Origin of the sequence: Maribacter taeanensis (assembly GCF_047345145.1) — a bacterium.
In the GTDB taxonomy this organism is placed as follows: Bacteria; Bacteroidota; Bacteroidia; order Flavobacteriales; family Flavobacteriaceae; genus Maribacter_C.
The window spans coordinates 1,145,753-1,165,556 of record NZ_JBLFER010000002.1; the positions used below are offsets into that span (position 1 = coordinate 1,145,753).

The following is a 19,804-nucleotide window of genomic DNA, read 5'->3' on the forward strand; positions in this document are numbered from 1 at the left end:
CACGTTAGTATTCTAAATTAGTCTATTTTCTAATATGAATAATAGCCTACTCTATTGTTATGTGTTCTCCGTAAAATCTTGGTTGAGTGTTGCTGACCAAGTCAATAAAAACTTTAACACGAGCAAGATATTCACGAAGATGAACTTTCAAGCCAGAGTTGCCAGTAACATCTTTTGCGTTAAAGCCTACCGCCGTAAGTCCTTTTCTTTCAGCGATGTAAATTGCTCTTTGATTATGAAATTCCTGGGAAATAACCGTAACCTTATTCAATCCGAATACTTCTTTCGCTCGAACCATTGAATCGAGGGTGCGGAAACCTGCATAATCAAGGAATATTTTTTCCTTTGGTATTCCTGCTAAGATTAAGTCTTTTTTAATGGTCTCGGGTTCGTTATAGTAATTTGTGCCATTGTCACCACTTACCAGGATGAATTCTATTTTTTCAGATTTGAATAGAGATACTGCAGCTTCAATACGAAAGGAATAATATAAGTTTGGTTGACCAGTAACCAGTTTTTTAGAAGTGCCTAGTATTACACCAACTTTATTTTTTGGAACGGTTTCTAATTGAGAAAAGGTTTTTCCTTCGGCCGAGAAATTTATAATTATGTTACAAATCATCACTATTAAAATTGTAGCGATGGTAAACCACAATAGTATTTTAAAATATTTTCTCATTGATTCAAGCACGATACGAATGTCAAAGGTAGCTAAATCATATTTTAATAAATTTTACAAGCTCTTCAAAGTAACTCTGTGAATTAAAGTAAGGTAGAATTCATTTTTGTTAAAAGGATTTTTTTAAGACTTATAATTACTTTTTTCAACTTTGTTAAATTCGCTGATCAATTTTTTTGAGTTTATATAAGCGTAGTAAAAATAATGTTAAAATGATGTTCTGGTAAAGACAAGTCCTTATTTTTGTCACCTATTCAAAGTTGAATGTTTATGGGGGATTTGCCAAGTTCAGAGGCTTTCTGGCACAACAGATAGTTAGTTGCTGTATTGACTTGAACTCTGGTAGTATACAGGATATTTTAGCCATTCGTCTAGTATATTATATCCTTTAGTGACATAAAATTACTTTCGAATCGAAAAGTATGACCAAACCACTTGGGGAACACAAAATGGGGTAAATATTGATGAAGAATCGGTATTTTTTCAACTTTTTAGTGAACTTCCCTGACTAACTCAGATAAATGAATTCAAAGAATAGATTTGTGCTTGTCAATTTGCTAGCAATTGAATTCATTCTATTGAATTGTGTTTTGCTGGCCTTTTTATATTTTCGGTTACCTGAATTCTCATTTACTGATAGTTCTTTTCTTATCAATTTAGCTAAGATTGCAGCGGTTTATAATCTGAGTTGGTTATTTATTATTCTCTATATAAGGGATAACGAATTCTACTTTAATGCCGATTATAGGTACCTTAAAAACGTACTTACTTCTTTATTTTTCTTTGTTGGTTTTGTTACTACATTGGTAATGCTGCTAAAAATTGAATATTTTGAGAGGCCAAGTTTTATAATTCCAATCTTCATTTTTTCCTATTTAATTTTAATAAGCGCTAAGTACTTACTGAAATACTTAAAGAATAGGGGTTCACACCTTTTCTCTAACACCTTGTTAATTGGGTCTGGATATGGAGGGGCTAATATTACTCGTTTTACCAATGCAATGACGCAATATGGGTATAATGTAATGGGTTATCTTGAGGATAGAGATCAAGTTCCTGAAAATGAACTAGAGTTAGGTATTTTTGGTGCTATTGATGATTTGCCGGATGTTTTAAATAATAATTCTATTGATGAAATTTTCATCTCTATGTCAGATCTGGAGTTTGAAAAGATAACTGATATAGTAAAGGTTGCAGACGATTTTGGAGTTAGGGTGAAATTAATTCCAAAAAACCCATTACTTATGTCAAAAAACTATAAGGCATTTACTATGGGTGATTTGGCAGTTTTTAAACTTCGTCAATCTCCTTTAGACAATTTCAGTTTAACAGTTCTTAAGCGATTGTTCGATTTTTTATTCGCTCTGTTTATTCTTATTGCTTTTGCTCCTATATTTTTTCTCATTGCGGTACTAATTTATGTAGATAATAGAGGTCCTATTTTCTATACTCCTTATAGAAAGGGTGAGGCTAATAAAACATTTAAATGTTATAAGTTTAGAACCATGTCGGTTTGTGAAGACCCCCTCAATGGTACAAGATCTACTGAGGTTAATGACCCAAGAATTACAAGAATAGGAAAGTGGCTTAGAAAGACCGATTTGGATGAACTTCCTCAATTTTTTAATGTTTTGATGGGGGATATGAGTGTAATTGGACCAAGACCACATCGAATTCACTTACAGAATGATTTTAGAAGTAGTGTGAAAAACTATATGGTACGAAGCTATGTGAAACCCGGAATTACAGGTTGGGCTCAAGTAAATGGATGGCGTGGCCCCACAGTAACAGACGAGCAAAAAAATGAGAGGGTTCATCATGATTTATGGTACATTGAAAACTGGAGTCTGTGGCTCGATATGAAAATTATCTTCTTAACAGTATTTGGTCGTCATCATAAAAAGGCATTTTAATAGAGGTCGATCTGCTAATAGTTCTTTAAAAAATTACTTTGTAAATTGAAAGAAATGAGGAAATTGATAAAAATCAAAGGGAATTCCAAATTGTATAATACCATGAAAAAGTATAGATATTCAGGTATGAGCCGAGTGTTTCTGCTTTTGCTAGTGCTTTCACTATCATCTTGTTATACCTCGAAAAAATTAGATTATTTACAAAGCAATCAGAATACACTTATTTTACCTCTTCCATCTAAAGAACAATATAAGATTCAACCTAGTGATGTGCTGAGTATAAAAGTACAAAGTAGAGATCCCGAGCAGGCTGCCTTTTTTAATATCACTTCTATAGAGAATAGAAATTTTCAGGCCAATCCGGCATCTTTGTTTCTTAGTGGCTATACCGTTGACCCCTTAGGAATGATAAATCTAGCCATAGTAGGTGAACTAAAGGTTAGTGATCTTACTGTAGAACAGATTAGAGATGTTGTACAGCTAGAGATAGATAAATATTTATTGAACGCAATTGTAACAGTTCAAATGACTAGTTTCAAAATATCTGTATTGGGTGATGTTAAAAGTCCAGGTACGAAATACATATACAATACGCAGGCTACCATATTTGAAGCATTAAGTGCTGCGGGTGATTTGAATATATCTGCGAAACGTAAAAAGATAAAGGTAATTCGACAAGTTGGTAACGAATCGGTTGTAGTTAATTTAGATTTAACAAGACCTTCCATTATTAAATCTCCCTACTATTTTTTACATCCAAATGACGTGGTTTATGTAGAAACATCAAAGTCCGGTATTAACCAGAAGAATTTAGGAGTATGGTCTCTGATCTTATCAGCTATTACTACGACAGTGTTGGTGTTGAATTTTACAACAAACTAATGTTGAATGCGTTATATGTTTGATTAATATTTGTGTCCCAACAATGGTTTTGTGTACTTAAATATTAGTCTTCAAAGTATTTTACTTTAAAATGAGTCCCAACTCAAAAGATTATAATTTATAAAATGAAAAATAACAAAGACTCACAATTTAGCTCTCAACAAGAGGTTAATTTGAAATTGTTTTTTCAGAAGATACTTCGGTATAAATGGATCTTCCTGCTTAGCATTATTTCTTGCTTAGCACTTGCTTTTGCATATACCAAATTCGCAACACCTAAATACGAGGCTTCTACCTCTATCTTGATTGATGCATCAGGAAGTAATCGCGTATTGGGTGAAAGTAAATACGTAGAAGGTGGAGTCAGTTTGATCGAAATGGAACAAAACCTATACAATGAAATCGGTATTCTAAAATCGTTTAGTTTAATTCGTCAAACCATTGAAGATTTAGGCTTTGACATTTCTTATTACAGAAAAGGTATACTCAAAAAAAGGGAATCATATGGTTATTTTCCATTTGAAGTAGTTCTCCAAAAAAAGAAACCTCAGTTATATGGACTTCCTTTTAATGTAGAAATTCTTACCAAAGACAAGTTTAGACTTACTGCTGAGGGTAAAGGATTCTCTGTAACTAATCCAGATACTGGTTCAACTAGGTATATTGAACGAGATTTCAGATTTTCTAAAGAGTTTACATTTGGTGAGGAGATTAGTCATAACTATTTCACGTTTACAATCAAGCGTCCAAAATATCGTGTGAGCGATGAAGATTTTGAAGAAAAAGAACTCAGTTTTTTGGTTCAAAATTTAGATGTCGTCGCCAATAGCTATGTTGATGAGATATCTGTTGATAATATTGACCTACAAGCCAGTATTTTTAAGATATCTACATCGGGTGCAGTTGTTGGTAAAGAAATTGATTTCTTACAAAAACTCACAGATAATTATATTCAAAACAAGTTAGACTCCAGAAATGAAATTGCCACCACTAAGGAAGCATTTATTCGGAATCAATTACTTGCAGTATCAGATTCTTTATCTAGAGTAGAATTGGAGTTAGAAGACTTCAAAAAAGATAAGCGTGCACTCAATTTAAGCGCCACAGCTAACAACGCATTAGGAAGAAGTTCTAGCCTACAAATGGAAAGAGCAAAAATAAACTTGAGTATTAAGTACTATAATTCTTTAATTCAAAGTGTTCAAGACAACCGCAATAGTGAAGAGTTTATAATACCTACTTCTGCTGGAATAGATGATCCACTGATTAATGAAAATATTAAAGAACTCAAGAATTTATATGCCGAGAAATCAAAGAAGAGATTTTTTGTGACTGAAAATAATGAAGAGATGAGCATTCTTAATAAGCAAATTGCTCAATCAACTGATATATTATTGAACAACCTTCGCAATGGCATTAAATCTTCTCAGTACGCTCTGCGGAGAGTCAATTCTCAATTATCTAGCTATAGTGGAGTTATAAATTCACTGCCAACACAAGAGAATGAGTTACTTACTATAGAAAGAAGAAGTACACTTTACGAAAACCTGTTTAACTACTTAAGTCAAGAATTGGCGAAAACGGGTATTGCGGGTGCCGAGAGTACCTCTAATACAAGAGTATTAGACGAAGCTAGAATGGTTGGTACCGGACCAATTGCTCCGCAGAAGAAGTTAATTTTATTGTTAGGATTTATGGTAGGTACAATAATTCCACTTGCATGGATTATTCTATTTTCCTCAAAAGGTATTATTGAAAATGTATCTCAAATTATGGCAAATACTGATATTCCTGTTATTGCCAGTGTTGTAAATCATGACCCTAAAGTCAAAAAATCTAAATCTGATGTTTCGCTTTGGAAGTTGAAAGAATCATTTAGAGACCTTAGCACTAATTTGAGATTTGTTAGCTCTGAGAAGAATTGCGTAATTGGAATGACTTCCATTATGCCAGAGGAGGGTAAAACCTATAATGCAATTAATCTGGGTATTACTTTTGCTGAGGCCGGAAAGAAAACATTAATTATTGATACAGATTTACGAAACCCGAGCCTTGTAAACAGAGTTCATTCCGTTGAAGGCAAAGGACTTTCTAATTACCTGAAAGGTGATATTTTAACAATAAAAGACATTATTTATCCGCATGAAGAACTAGAAAATCTTAAGTTCATTCCAACTTCAACAGTAGACGGTAATGTCCATGAACTACTTTCTGGTCCTAAAATGCAGGTTTTGGTTAAAGAGCTTAAAGAAAAGTTCGATTATATTATACTAGATACACCGGCTGCTGGTTTGGTTTCAGATTTTCTAATACTTTCAGATTTAATAGATATTAATTTATTTGTTGTGCGAAAAGGCATTGCCAAAATTAAATTTCTTGATGACTTAGAAGGTTTAGCTTCCGTAGGAGATAAAAAGAGCTTCATTATCTTTAATGATGTGCCAATGAAAGACCATAAATATGGCTATGAGGATAAATATGGTCGAAATAAGGAAACACAGTTGGTGAATAAATCACTTTCCGTTTAGGTTTCTTTAAAACTCCGTCAGTAAAATTTGAATCATGATGTATTCGTTGGCTTTGAACATTTTAGATTCCCTTAAGAATGAGTAAGTACCAACAATTTTTTAAATGGGAAGATTTTAGTGTAGAGCAGTTTTTTATATACTTCGCCTTTGCAACAGTTCTTGCTTTATATTTGACCATCAAAAGCAACTCAAAATATAAAATCGAGTTGTTTTTCCTTTGTTTTTATCTACTTACCGGGAATTACAATGATTTGTTACTCATTAAGATTCCGGGTTTCAATCTTTTCAAAATACCTCCGATACGATTTATTTATTTAATGCTATTGTTCTTAATAATACGTAAAACATGGTTTAGAAAAATAAAACGTGAATTGGTAATGCCTAAAACCATTCCTTGGTTTGAAGTGGCATTGTATGCGTATGTGATTCTTCTGTCAATTTCTATATTCGTTAATACTTTTCCGCAAGGTTTTAAGGTAATTCTTGACGCTGCTGCCTTCATTATAATAATAAAAGCCTTACGACTAATGGCTGATAAACCGTCCTATGATCTTATTGGGAAAACAATTATTATTGGGGCCGTAATTTCAACAATTATTAGCCTTGCTCAGCTTACTATTGATCCTTACTTTCTGCGTATTGGTGATAATAGGGGAGCATTTGGCGGTGTGCTTAGATCTAACGGTATTTTCGGAGCGGAGTATTACAATGGGTATTATTTAATAATTGCTATTGCATGGACTTTAGTCACGGTTAAGAAGGACACACTTAAAATAGCATTGGTAACTCTATTTTCTATAGGGGTAATTACAACTTTTATGAGAATGAGCTGGCTTATTTTAGGGCTGGTCTTAGTAACATATTTATTGTTTATTCGAAAAACTGCCATTACCAAATTGGTGCTTTTAGCCATGGCTGGGTTTACTATAGTTTTATCTGTTTCAATTTTTTACTATCGTGATATTATGAACAGTTCTTTGGTAAAGGAACGATTGACACAGCAAGTAGATGGCCGAAAAGGGTATTATGCAATGGTGTTTGATAATATTGGTGATCGTCCGTTTTTCGGGTACGGAGACCTTAAAAATAAAGTATATTACGAAAACCTATTGCGTATTACTAAAGACAGAGATAGAGCAGCGGCAAATACCGGGGGTATTCATAGTGGGTATTTTACATCGCTTTTTTTATATGGAGTTCCGGCATTCATTTGTTTTACTCTGTTTGTGCTTTTATCGACTATTTATTATTCCAAATCCTTTAAACACAACTTGTATTTTGTAATTCCTTTTTTGGTCAGTATTATTTATTTAATTGGTAATCTCACAAATACCTTTTTATTCATTACCTACCTTTCGGTACTCTATGCAATGCATATGGGTATAGGAATGGGTATCAACAAAATAGAGGAGGAAGCAAATGCATAAAGACTTCCAAATGTTTAAAATAGATCAGAAGACACCTAAAGAATGGCCGCCAAAAACACTATAACTAAAATAGCCACAATGTACGGTGCTAGCATTCTAGCAGTGGTGCTTGGTTTTTTGGTCAGTATATTTAATTCAAGAATTCTTGGGCCGGAGCAATTTGGTGATTATAAGTTTATTCAAACGGTAGGTACACTTATAGCTAGTTTGATATCGGTCGGTTTCTTTATTTCCTTAACCCGATTACTTGCTATTAATAAAGAGAAGATCAAAGAGGCAAAGTTTGTTGGGCTTTTTGTTATAATCTTCGGAATAGTATCAGTTATAGGGATGGTCCTGATGCTTGCATTTTCGCTAATTGAACCGATTTTTTTTGATCATGGATTAGACTCGAAATTCAGGATATTCTTTTTTATCATACCGGCAATATTGGGCGTAATAGCGCTTAAAGAAGTCTTAAAAGGGATGCATAGAATATATGCTCTTTCAATTCTTAGTTTCATTCCTGCATTGCTGTATCTGGCAATAATATTTCCTTTGAGTAAAGTAATGGAGGTTAATTTAGAACAAGTATTACTCGTTTTTTATGGTATTGGAACTGCTATTGTCGCTTTTTATATCATTCGTCTAAAACCCAATTTTTCGTTTAAGAAATCGATTGTTAAAGAACTGATGATTGAGAATCAACAAAATGGGAAGCCAATTTATTACGGCAGTATTGCCGGAGTGGCTACTCAGCATATTGCAGGAATTAGCATCTCCTACTTTATGGATAACATACAGGTTGGTTTTTTTATGCTTGCCATGACAATTTGCAAGCCTATTCTTATGATACCTTCAGTAATCGGTACGGTTTACTTCAAACAATTTGCCACAATCAAAGCAATACCTAAAAAGGCATTTATATTCAGTATACTGAGTACTTTGATTGCTTTATTGGTTTTTTACTTTTTGATTGAAATGGTCGTGGTAACATTCTACTCCGAAGAATATCTTGAGGTATCTGGAATCGCTAAAATATTAATACTAGGTTTTATCTTTCATGGTCTAGGTGATTTGTTCAATCGCTTTTTAGGCGCAAAGGGAAAAGGTAAGCTTTTGAGAAATGCGGCATATATAGTTGGTATTGTAAATGTTTTAGGGTACACCATTTTGGTAAAATATTTTGATTTAAATGGTGCTATACTCACCAAAATATTAGCTAGTGGTTTGTATATGATTGTAATGTGTTTTTATTATTTGAGATTTGTAAAAAATAACAAGAACGAGGTAGTTTCATAATATTTCAACAGTCTATTTGAATTGCAGAAACATCAAAAATGAAAAATACTATAGACACAAAGTCAACTAGATGACCCCGAGAACAATATACATATATGGCAATCTTGATTTCATGGGGAAAAGCGCCGCAACAAAGCGTATGCTATATTACGCAAAAGCTCTTGCTAACCAAGATAATGCGGTGTATTTGGTGAGTTGTAGTTCAAACAAGTTTACTCAAGAAGATTTTGTAGAAGTAGCACCTAAAATTTTCATTCTTGAAAAGAAGAAACTGACGTATTCCCTGTTTTCTTCTCTTTCGTTTTTAAGACATCTTTATAGGTTTTCAAATGACAAGGCAGGGGAGAAAGTTTTTTTAATCTATCCTCAATCTTGGTTTAACCTAGAGCTATTAACAGTACTTTATTTTATTCTAGTAAAAAAGCGCAATGTATTTTACGAACTAAATGAAGTGAAAAAATATTCTCCTGCGTTTCATGAACCCCAGTCCATTAAAAAGATCAAATACGCTATTAAGACCATTGTTTTTAAGTCCAAGTTCATAATTATGGATTCTTTAATGCGATTTTATGACGGGTTGGTTTGTATTTCAACAAGCATTGAAACGTATGGCAAGAAGTATAACAAGAATACAATTTACATTCCTATTCTGACAAATCCAAAGATAGAACCTGAGTTATCAAGCACCGTTTACGCAAGGAGAAATACGGTTAATATCGGTTTTTCAGGCTCTATTGTTCCTAGCAAAGAAAACCTTTTTCAGTTTATTGATGTAGTCCTAAGGGTACACGATAGTGGACGTAAAGTAACGTTTAACTTATGTGGCACCGGATCAAAGAAAGATCTTAAAAGGCTTGCTGAGAAAGAAGGAGAGACTATTGTCTATCACGGCAATCTAGATGAAAATGAACTTTCTAGTTTTCTCTTGCAGCAAGACATTTTGGTCTTGCCACGAGGTTTCACTCTCCAAAATAAGTATGGTTTTTCAACTAAACTTTCCGACTATTTGAATCATAAAAAGGTAATTTTGTGCACTGATATTAGTGATAATAGCCTGTACATTAAAAATGGACTCAACGGTTTTGTGGTTGAACCAGACGATATGCAGATGATGCATGAGCGACTGGTTTACATAATTGAAAATTTCAGCACTATCAAGGACTCAATTATTGAAAATGCATTTCAAACGTCAAGAGAAAAATTTGATTATCGCTTATATGAAAAATCTTTGCAGCTATTTTTAAACCAGAGGCCGTCTTAATAAATCATTTGAATGAAGGTATTATTACTTACGAATAACCTCTGGGCAGGGGGCAAAGAACGTAGATTGCTAGAGCTTATTAAAGGCTTGGCTAGCTATCCTGATGTTGATTTGCATCTTGTAAGTTTTTCAGATCGTATTCATTATAAAGAAGTTTATGAATTAGGCCTTCCAGTTACAATTCTAAAAAGAGTTCCTAAGAAAAGCCCGAAGGTCTTTTACCAACTTTTCAAACTTTGTAAGCAATGGAAACCAGATTTGATACATAGTTGGAGTAGTATGTCAACAATCATAGCAATACCCTCTTCAAAACTGCTAGGTATTAAGCTAATAAATGGAAATATAGCTGACGCTCCACCCAACATGAATATTTTTGATAAGCGATGGTTTCGTGCAAAATTAACTTTCCCGTTTTCTAATGTTATTCTCAGCAATTCAAAAGCAGGATTAAAGGCTTACAAAGCTCCAAAAAATAAGGGTTTTTGCATTTACAACGGTTTTGATTCAAAACGAGTTTTAAATCTTCAAAGCAAGTTGTTAATTCGAGACCAGTTCAATATCAATACTGAAAAGATAGTGGTAATGGTGGGAAGTTTTTCTGGCAATAAAGACTATAGCAACTATATCGAAGCTGCTTTGCTAATTTTAAAACAAAGAAAAGATGTTACTTTTCTAGCTGTCGGTGGAGGCTCTGAATTAGCAAGTCATAAGGCAATGGTCCCTTCAGAAATGTCTCCTTGGATTATTTTTGCTGGCTTGCAAAAGAATGTAGAATCTATTGTTAATGCCTGTGATGTGGGAGTATTATCTACAAATGCCAAAGTACATGGTGAAGGTATCTCCAATGCCATCCTTGAATTTATGGCTTTAGAAAAACCAACTGTCGCTACCATAGGAGGTGGTACAGCTGAAGCAGTTTTGGATACCGAAACTGGATTTTTAGTTCCACCTGCATCACCCGAAATTATGGCTGATAAGTTGAATACTTTACTTGATGATCCGATTTTGATGGGGGCGATGGGGCAAGCGGGGCGCGAGCGACTAGAAAATGTATTTGCTTTGGAAAAAATGACAAAAGCCTTTTACGAATTGTACCAAAAAACCTTGAAATAAAATTCAGAACGAATGAAATCAATTTTAGGAATAAAATAATGTGGCATCACAAGCTAATTTCCAATAAAAGTGGGTTTTAAAGGATATTTACAAGCAATCAAACGAGTATTTTGGATATGCTAGTTCACTCACCCTATCTTCGCATGTTAAATGTGAGGTTCACTACAAAAGGATTTAATAGGAAATGAAAAAGGTTTTAATCGATTTATACCATCTACCACAGTATAATTTGTTCAAAAATGCGATCCTAAGTTTCGACCCCTCTGAGGTCGATATTTATTGCGTGAACCGGGGTAAATTACTGCCTGTTATTCAGTATGAACTACCTGATTACAATATTATTTGTGTTGGAGATTACAAGCATAATAAGGGCATGTTTTCCATGATCTTCAAAATAATCATACCTCGAATTTATAGACTTTTTAGAGATATCAGTTCTAAAAAATATCGTTTTGTGATCACTGCGCATTATCAGGCAAATTTCGTGGCAAAGCTAAAGGGTATTCCGAATGTTGCGTTTATTGATGACCCTAGAAGATTTGTGTTTCCGCTCCTTAAGTATTCAGCTGATGAGGTTTTCTTGCCTCCTTTCGAAAAACGTTTTGAAGGAATAAAATACTTTAACGCATTAAAAGAATGGTCATATTTATCACCAAGATATATGACCCCAGAAGTGTCCGCCTTGGAAGAATATGATCTAAAACCTAAGGAGTACATTTTTATTCGAGAAGTTTCTACCGAAACCTCAAATTATCTATCACAGACTGAAGATGCTATTCTATCTATTTCTAAAGATTTTCCTAACTCTACAAAGGTGATATTGTCTTTGGAGAATAAAGAGAATACAGATGCCTACCCTGACCATTGGATAATTCTGAAAGAACCTGTAAAGAGTATACATTCATTGATGTATTTTAGCCGAGTGGTGATTTCGTCAGGTGATAGTATGGCTCGTGAAGGGGCTATGTTAGGGGTTCCTTCGATTTATGTTGGTATTAGAGATATGCCTGCGAATGTGATTCTAATAAAGAAAGAAATGTTGTTAAAATTGGAACCCGAAAATCTTGTAGAGGTTGTTTCAAAAATGTTAAGCGGTGAAATGAAGTTTCAAGGGCAAGACGTTTTTAGACAACGACTTCTTGATGAATGGGATGATGTTACCACATTGTTATTAAATAAGATAAATAAAAGTTAAAGATGAATATATCAATATTTGGATTGGGTTATGTAGGTTGTGTTAGTATCGCTTGCTTAGCAGAGAATGGACATAACGTAATGGGCGTTGATGTAATGCCCCATAAAAATGATTTAATCAACCAAGGGAAGGCCACAATTATAGAAAAAGATATCGATGCTTTGATTGAGAACAATTGGAAGGCAGGTCGAATCTCTTCAACGCTAGATTTTCAAGATGCAGTAAAGAAAACGGAGGTGTCTATAATTTGTGTGGGTACTCCCTCCGATGTCAATGGACATCTAAATCTAACGGCTATTTATGAAACTGCTGCTCAAATAGGAAAAGCACTCAAAAATAAAGAAGATTTTCATATTGCAGTAATTAGAAGTACTGTGCTACCAGGCACTAATCAAAGAGTAGGTGAAATCATAGCGGAGCACTCTGGTAAAGAACGCAATAAAGATTTTGCGGTAATTTCAAACCCTGAGTTTTTACGCGAAGGATCTGCTGTTAAGGATTATTACAATCCACCAGTTACCGTTATTGGAACTGACAATGAAGCTGCTTCAAAAAGAATGATCGAAATGTACAAGGGTATCAATGCGCCCATTGAAGAAACGTCTATTGAAATTGCAGAGTTGATCAAATATGTGAACAATTCTTTTCACGCCTTGAAAGTCTCTTTCGCCAATGAAGTTGGTAATATCTGTAAGAAAATGAACATTGATTCGCATCAATTGATGAATTTATTCTGCATGGATAAACAATTGAATCTATCATCTTATTACTTGAAACCCGGATTTGCTTTTGGGGGATCTTGTCTTCCAAAGGATTTAAAAGCTTTCAATACCATGGCGCATGATTTTTATTTAGAGAGTCCTGTTTTAAGTTCCATTTTAGAATCAAATCAAAATCAGAAAAACCAAGCACTAAAAATGGTGCTTGATCAGAATACTAGAAAGGTTGGAGTTTTAGGACTAAGCTTCAAAAAAGGAACTGATGATTTACGATACAGTCCCGTTGTAGAACTTGCTGAGAATCTATTAGGTAAGGGATATAGTATCTCTATTTATGATAAAAATGTAAATGTATCTAAGCTTTCAGGAACGAATAAGGTTTATATCGACAAACATATTCCACACTTATCAGAGCTGATTACCGATGATCTTGAAGAGGTCGTGGAAAATTCGGATACCATTATTATTTCACATGACGAACCTGAATTTAAAGATATAAATATCAAGTACCCTAAAAAGCATTTTATTGACCTTGTTAAAATCAAAGGAAACAAAAAGACAGATAATTACGAAGGTATTTGCTGGTAATAAAGGACTATTATTTTTGTCTAATGGAGACTTGTAGTATACTAATTTTTTACCGTCTCATCATAAATACGCTCTAATTCGGAACCTACCTTTTTAGGGGTAAACCGATTTCGAGCGTATTCTATATTATAGCGTCCCATTACCTCAATTTGTTCAGGATTGTTGATTAACAATCGCAATTTTTCTGAGATTTCTGAAGGATTTTTCATTTTTACCAAGTATCCCATAGTACCATCTTCAAAGAAATCTTTTATACCTCCTACATCTGTGGAAATTACAGGAAGTCCAGTAGCCATGGCTTCCAAAATGGAACATGGTAAGCCTTCCCCATGATAAGATGGAAGTAGATAGATATCTGATTCAGCAAAAGCTTTCGCTTTTCCTTCCCCAGTTATCCAACCTAATAATTCAACACCTTGCAATCCTTTTTGCTCAATATATGCTCGAGCAGCATCTAGTTCTCCTCCTGTTCCAGCTACTTTTAGCTTAAGAGAGGGGTATTCTTCTTTCAAAATTTCAAAGCTCTCCAATGCCTCGTATATGCCTTTTACTCTTTCAATTCTTGAAAGAAAAAGAAGCACTAAATCTTCGTTTACAGGATTCTCAATAGAGGGGTTTTCAAATTTTGTTTCCAATTCAAAAAAGATAGGATCGGCTACGGTAGTAACCTGATGTATGGGTTTTTTGTAACCATATTTTTTTAGCTGATCGCTAAATTCTTTGGCAAGAATAATCATTGAATCTGCTTTTCCATAGGTCATTTTAAACCAAAACAGAATTTTTTGAACGGTCTTTTTTTCAAATGCCCATTGCCAACCATGCCAAAATATGGTCATTTTTGTGCCTGTTATTGAACAAATGGCTGCAAAAATACTATCCCTAAAGAAGGATTTCATATTCATAGAAGGATTCAGATGAACTAAGCTAAAGTCATTTTTCTTAAGTAGTCGATAAAACTTCCAATAGTCACTGAACAATCGAGAGATTACTTTTAGCTTCGATTCTTTCTTTCCTTGAGCACCGTAAAAGAAGAATTCAATATCACTTTGAAAGTGATCTAATAAAGAAGTAAAATAAGTCTGCTTCCCTCCAGGGGTAGAAAGATTTGGTGCGTGAATAAGTATTTTATGCTTCATTAATAGACCTTAATTAATATGTATCTCAGTTTTTAGTTCAAAACTACCTTCTAATTCAATCTTACTATAAATTACCGATGTCGGTTCTTTTTGTAAAAATGAAGGAGAGTACCAACCCATGATAGGGTCTTCAGAGCCAGTCACAACTTCAGATTTTAAACGCTCATCCAATATAATAGTTACAGTTCTTTTACCTACTTGCTTAATAGTATATTCATTCTCGGTTAATTGAGAAAGCTCAATTTCAGGATGAAGATGCAATGGTAGTTCGTATAGATGTGATTTAACATCGTTTGATGTAATAATATCATGAATTATGATGCAATCCTTTTGTTTATCAAATCGGTAGTTCCTAGTATGACTAATTCCTATTTGATTATAGCCATTATGACTTCCTTGAATTTTGGTTTCTTGTGGATTATCTTCCACAGCTAAAACTTCTGTTTCGTAATGATCTGTCCATAAACAAGGTCCACTATTGGTTGATTGATCGAGCCCGTCGACGCGTATGGTGTTATGTGCTATGGTTCCTTTAAAATAGGCTCTCCAATTAGGATAAGAATGGTAAGTATATGTGCCAGGGTCTATGATATAAGGCATTCCATCAATATGCAAGAAAAAGGAAAGCGCATCTGCGTGTCCGTGAGCTGCTATAGAAAGATACCCTAGTGGAGCTACATCAATATGCAAGTAAATCTCACCCTCTTGATTGTTTTTCTTAAGTAAAAAGTGTCCCTCTTCTTGATATAGTTTTGTTAACGGAACATTACTTTTTATGGGAAGCTTATTGAATTCAATTTCGCCTTTTTGACCAAATAGAATTTCATTTTTTAGATCAAACACACTTTCTGTGGTTTTGAAACAAGCGTCTTCAAATAAAACAGCCGCGCTGGTCAATAATGATTGAAAATTGTTATGAGTTTCACCTAGTTCTAATGAAAGTACCTTTCCATCATCATCATCACCGTAATAGGGAATATGTCCTGAAACATCCATTAAATTAGATATATAAACGCATATTTTCCGTAAGGTTTCGGTATAAGTTTTACTAAATTTATGAGATGTTCTTTCTCCTACGATGTAGGCGATTAAAAAGAAATCAGTGATAAATTGAATATATTCTGAAGCTTCTTCTTTATTAATACCGTTAGAAGAATGTTGGTTTATGATTTCTCTCTCTAACAGTTTTTTTCCTTTTGCGACCCATCGAGGTGAGTCTTTGAATGACCAATAACTACTGACAATAAAGAGGCCACTTGCTTCAGCAATTAAATGGTTGTTTGAAGAAGAATATTTTGATTCATACCGATAAGCGTGCATCCCATGAAGTTCAATTAAAGGTAGCCAAGTTTCAGTAACAAACTTCTTGAATTTTTCGTTGGTAGTAACTAATTCATTTACTCGTAAGAGTTCCCAACATAGAAACCAATTGATAATTCTAATATTAACTTCAATGTTTGAATACCAATTTACACCAACGAGATAAGGGTTTGCATCCTTCCAGCTAGTAATTATATTCATGAACTGATCTAAATATTTTTCATCCTCACTCTGAATATATTTAAGACAAATTTTGCTTAGGAATTGCAAACGATTTACTTCCCAAACAACTTTAACATTCCCATTTTTTCCACTTCTAGTATCTATGGAATATGAAAATTCCATTGGAAATTCACGATCATTCATGATATCCCTATGCCAATTGATGGGTTTGTTAAAATGTAATTTATTTCCGAAGATTGAGTAATCACTAAGTTCAAGGTCTTCCTTTAATTCAGGAAGATGAAGAATGTACTCAGGATACTTATTGATATTGCCTTTGGGAAAAAATGCTGTCTTAAAGTACCTGTCAATTTTCTTTTTAAAAGCGGTGTTTCCCCTGTATATCATTTCAGGAACAGACATTGTACGAATTCTGCTGAAATACCAATTTAAGCGACTTTGTTTTTTCGTGTTACTCAATTTTAAGAAAATATTTGATATCCAATTTGTGTACTAATAACCGTCGGCAATATTATTGATTTATATTCTTTTAATGGTGCAAACGCAAGACAAAACTTTGTTTAAATAGTATACCTGAACAATAACTTCGCAAATTAAGTTACTTCGGATAATAGGACTATTTTTTTCGATTATCTACCCCTTAAAAGGATTAAAAAAACATCAGATTGAAGAGCTTGTTAATTAGTAATACTTACCTAGCCCAATTTGGACTAAAAAATGTTCAATAAAAGAATAGTTTAGACGTTAGCGATATACACTTGTCATTGAAAAAAGTTTGAAAATGTTAAAATTAAATGTATTTCATCGAATTTACACGCTGTTAATCGTCTAATTTAAAAATGACAGCGTATAAAGAAAACATGCCGTAATAGAAATTACGATGTGCCCCACACTTACTAGAAAGATATGAATTTACGCCCCACACGTACATTTATCTCCTGCTTGTGCTGTATTACCATGATGGTACTATTGATACTATCTTGTAGTAAAGATCGAGATATACTTCTTGATGCAGTTCTTGAGGAAAACTCAACTTCGATAGTCGAACAAGATAGTACGACCACGAACTCAAGCGAAGATGAAAACCCTTCCGATGAAGAGCTTATTGAAGATGAGAATGTTAATGAGGAATTAGAAAACAGAACCACAATTTTTCCTACCTCTAACGACGCCTACTTGCAAAATGGCAGTGGATTTGATCAAATAATTGTTCGACTTCAAGAAAATTTTAGGAGAAGTTATCTGATGTTTGATTTGAGTCAAATTGATTCTATTGGGGGAGAAATCACATCAGCACGTTTATCTTTTCATATAAATACTGACGATGGTAATGGAATAATCAAAGTTTATAAGGGAGAATCGAACAATTGGAATGAAGACAATCTTTCTGAAACATCGGCTCCTAAAATTGCTTCAGAATTAGGGCAAATAGAACAAGTTTATAGGGTAGAGGATAAGGTTATGATAGATTTAGATATTGAACATCTACTTCCTGAGAATTCCACTTTAATTTTGGAACATGAGGATGGTGATGACTTGGCTTTTGCCTCTAAGGAAAATACAACGAAGGAAGGCCCTCAATTAATAGTTTCTTATAATGCTCCAATTTCGGCGGAAGAGATTCTTATTAATGAAGAACAAATCCTCGAAGAGGACACTACAGAAGAAGATACTACAGAAGAGGACACTACAGAAGAAGATACTACAGAAGAAGATACTACAGAAGAAGATACTACTGAGGAAGATACTACTGAAGAAGATACTTCAGAAGAAGATACTACAGAAGAAGATACTATAGAAGAGGATACTACTGAGGAAGATACTACCGAAACGAATGCCCAGCCAACAGCCATTGCAGAAGCATCGCCGTCAAGCGGAATTATGCCATTAGAAGTGAGCTTTACAGGTAATAAATCTTCTGATGATAAGTCAATTACTTCCTATAATTGGAATTTCAAAGACGGCAGTTCAGCTACTACAAACAATGCTGTTCACACATTTACAGAGGCTGGCAGTTATGAAGTTATCTTGATGGTTACAGACGCAGAAGGTCTTAGTTCTACTGATACCGTTGTAATAACCGTGAGTGAACCTGCAAATGAAGCACCTATAGCTATAGCAACTGCGAATGTAGTTTCTGGAATAATTCCTTTAAATGTGAATTTTATAGGAAGTAGTTCTGAGGATGATGAAGGAATCGAAACGTATAGTTGGAATTTTGGAGATGGATCATCTTCTAATAGTGCTAACCCCTCACACACTTTCACGGCTACAGGAACTTATACTGTAGAACTAACAGTTACTGATGCAGATGGACTTTCAGATAAGGCGACTGTCACCATAACAGCAGGAGAGCCAGCCAATGAAGCTCCAGTAGCTTTGGCTTCTGCAGACATCATTAACGGTTATGCGCCTCTACAAGTTAATTTTACAGGTAGTAATTCGATAGATGACAATGGTATCGTTTCATATTTTTGGAACCTATCAGAAAGTTCTTCTACCTCGGCAAATACCAGTTATACTTTTGAGAATCCAGGCAATTATAACGTAGTGCTAACTGTAACCGACGCTCAGGGCCTAACAGATACTGCGTCCATAACAATATCGGTTAATCAAGAAATAACAGATACTACAGATTGTGTAACAAATGGCGGGCTATCTGGTGATGAAGGTTTGAAACAATGGTGTTGGTCTGATTTGGAACAAGAAGTGAATAGTGCCGGCGCGCAAAGTGGTTTTAGTAATAATCAACTTGCAAAAAGTGTTCATTATAATGCGAATGGGGTTTTTGCTCAAAACGGAAGGCTTAATTTCAGATTAAACCCCAATAACTCTTCTTCAAGTAACAATAACTACAGGCAAGAAATAAGGGATAATCCGGCTAGTGTGAGACATCCTCTAGGTACAGAGCAATGGTGGGGTTTTGATTATCGATTTGGTGATGATTACATTGCCGATGAATTACCTTGGATTATGTGGCAAACACACGGTTATTTTAACTCGCCGGCTGATCCTATGACCGCCTTAGAATTAGCGCCATCGAATTACCTGGGCAATTCAAATCCTAGAGGTGAACTGTTCATTTCGAATGCTGCTTTTTCTAGTGAAAACCCGAAGAAGATTCGAACAGGTATTGTGCCCCGCGCCGGGCAAACTTTGAGAATCGTCATTCAAATGGTTTGGGGGGATAATAATAATGGATTATTTAAGGTTTGGATTGATGATGTACTTGTTTATAATGAACAGGAAAGAACAGTTTATGCCGAAAAGCCAGAAGGTGGTTACTGGAAAATAGGAATTTACAAGTGGAGATGGAGACAACAATCGAATGTAAATTCTTCGCAAGCTCTAGGAATAAATGAATTAAATACATCGATAGGTGCTTTAAGAGTTATTAAAAAATCACCCTCGAATAGTACATATTTGGCAAATGAATTCAATACGGTAAAACCAAAGTGACAGTAGAAATACACGTGCTTATTCCTTAAACATAAATAGCATTTATAGGCAATTCGGTTAATTTTACTATTTTGCCGCTGGCAAGTGTTGATGAACCAAGAGAAAGAAAGTTCTTCAAAA

13 protein-coding genes are annotated in these 19,804 nt (G+C 34.3%); 10 read left to right on the forward strand and 3 right to left on the reverse strand.

Annotated elements, in window-relative coordinates:
• Nucleotides 1-46 precede the first annotated feature (46 nt).
• On the reverse strand, nucleotides 47-622 hold the full coding sequence (locus tag ACKWCD_RS10805) for a SanA/YdcF family protein (RefSeq protein WP_413983961.1): 576 nt from the start codon (nucleotides 620-622) through the stop codon (nucleotides 47-49).
• A gap of 578 nt (nucleotides 623-1,200) precedes the next feature.
• Here ACKWCD_RS10805 and ACKWCD_RS10810 point away from each other — a divergent pair.
• The 9 genes from ACKWCD_RS10810 to ACKWCD_RS10850 all read left to right on the forward strand — a co-directional run bounded on the left by ACKWCD_RS10810 (nucleotide 1,201) and on the right by ACKWCD_RS10850 (nucleotide 13,586).
• Nucleotides 1,201-2,592, forward strand: coding sequence for an exopolysaccharide biosynthesis polyprenyl glycosylphosphotransferase (locus ACKWCD_RS10810; protein ID WP_413983962.1), 1,392 nt, complete (start codon nucleotides 1,201-1,203; stop codon nucleotides 2,590-2,592).
• A gap of 102 nt (nucleotides 2,593-2,694) precedes the next feature.
• Complete coding sequence (locus tag ACKWCD_RS10815) at nucleotides 2,695-3,474, forward strand: polysaccharide biosynthesis/export family protein (protein WP_413983963.1); 780 nt, start codon at nucleotides 2,695-2,697, stop codon at nucleotides 3,472-3,474.
• A 125-nt stretch (nucleotides 3,475-3,599) separates the two neighbouring features.
• Nucleotides 3,600-6,002 (forward strand): GumC family protein, encoded by a 2,403-nt coding sequence (locus tag ACKWCD_RS10820; protein WP_413983964.1) that lies wholly within the window; start codon nucleotides 3,600-3,602, stop codon nucleotides 6,000-6,002.
• 77 nt (nucleotides 6,003-6,079) lie between these two features.
• A complete protein-coding gene (locus ACKWCD_RS10825) occupies nucleotides 6,080-7,429 on the forward strand; it encodes an O-antigen ligase family protein (protein WP_413983965.1) in 1,350 nt (449 codons plus the stop codon).
• 42 nt (nucleotides 7,430-7,471) lie between these two features.
• Nucleotides 7,472-8,710, forward strand: coding sequence for an oligosaccharide flippase family protein (locus tag ACKWCD_RS10830; RefSeq protein WP_413983966.1), 1,239 nt, complete (start codon nucleotides 7,472-7,474; stop codon nucleotides 8,708-8,710).
• Between the two features lie 70 nt (nucleotides 8,711-8,780).
• Nucleotides 8,781-9,971, forward strand: coding sequence for a glycosyltransferase (locus ACKWCD_RS10835; RefSeq protein ID WP_413983967.1), 1,191 nt, complete (start codon nucleotides 8,781-8,783; stop codon nucleotides 9,969-9,971).
• Between the two features lie 12 nt (nucleotides 9,972-9,983).
• Complete coding sequence (locus tag ACKWCD_RS10840; protein ID WP_413983968.1) at nucleotides 9,984-11,084, forward strand: glycosyltransferase; 1,101 nt, start codon at nucleotides 9,984-9,986, stop codon at nucleotides 11,082-11,084.
• A gap of 184 nt (nucleotides 11,085-11,268) precedes the next feature.
• The gene (locus tag ACKWCD_RS10845) at nucleotides 11,269-12,279 is read left to right on the forward strand and encodes a DUF354 domain-containing protein (protein ID WP_413983969.1); all 1,011 of its coding nucleotides are present in this window, start codon (nucleotides 11,269-11,271) and stop codon (nucleotides 12,277-12,279) included.
• Between the two features lie 2 nt (nucleotides 12,280-12,281).
• Nucleotides 12,282-13,586 carry a nucleotide sugar dehydrogenase gene (locus tag ACKWCD_RS10850; protein ID WP_413983970.1) on the forward strand — a complete coding sequence of 435 codons (1,305 nt, stop codon included), beginning with the start codon at nucleotides 12,282-12,284 and terminating at the stop codon, nucleotides 13,584-13,586.
• 41 nt (nucleotides 13,587-13,627) lie between these two features.
• On the opposite strand, the gene ACKWCD_RS10855 is transcribed toward ACKWCD_RS10850, so the two are convergent.
• Both ACKWCD_RS10855 and ACKWCD_RS10860 read right to left on the reverse strand, forming a co-directional pair.
• Nucleotides 13,628-14,722, reverse strand: a complete 1,095-nt coding sequence (locus ACKWCD_RS10855) for a glycosyltransferase family 4 protein (RefSeq protein WP_413983971.1) — start codon at nucleotides 14,720-14,722, stop codon at nucleotides 13,628-13,630.
• Between the two features lie 9 nt (nucleotides 14,723-14,731).
• A complete protein-coding gene (locus ACKWCD_RS10860; RefSeq protein ID WP_413983972.1) occupies nucleotides 14,732-16,627 on the reverse strand; it encodes an alginate lyase family protein in 1,896 nt (631 codons plus the stop codon).
• Between the two features lie 504 nt (nucleotides 16,628-17,131).
• On the opposite strand from ACKWCD_RS10860, the gene ACKWCD_RS10865 reads away from it, so the two are divergent.
• Nucleotides 17,132-19,684, forward strand: a complete 2,553-nt coding sequence (locus ACKWCD_RS10865) for a PKD domain-containing protein (protein ID WP_413983973.1) — start codon at nucleotides 17,132-17,134, stop codon at nucleotides 19,682-19,684.
• Nucleotides 19,685-19,804: the final 120 nt, after the last annotated feature.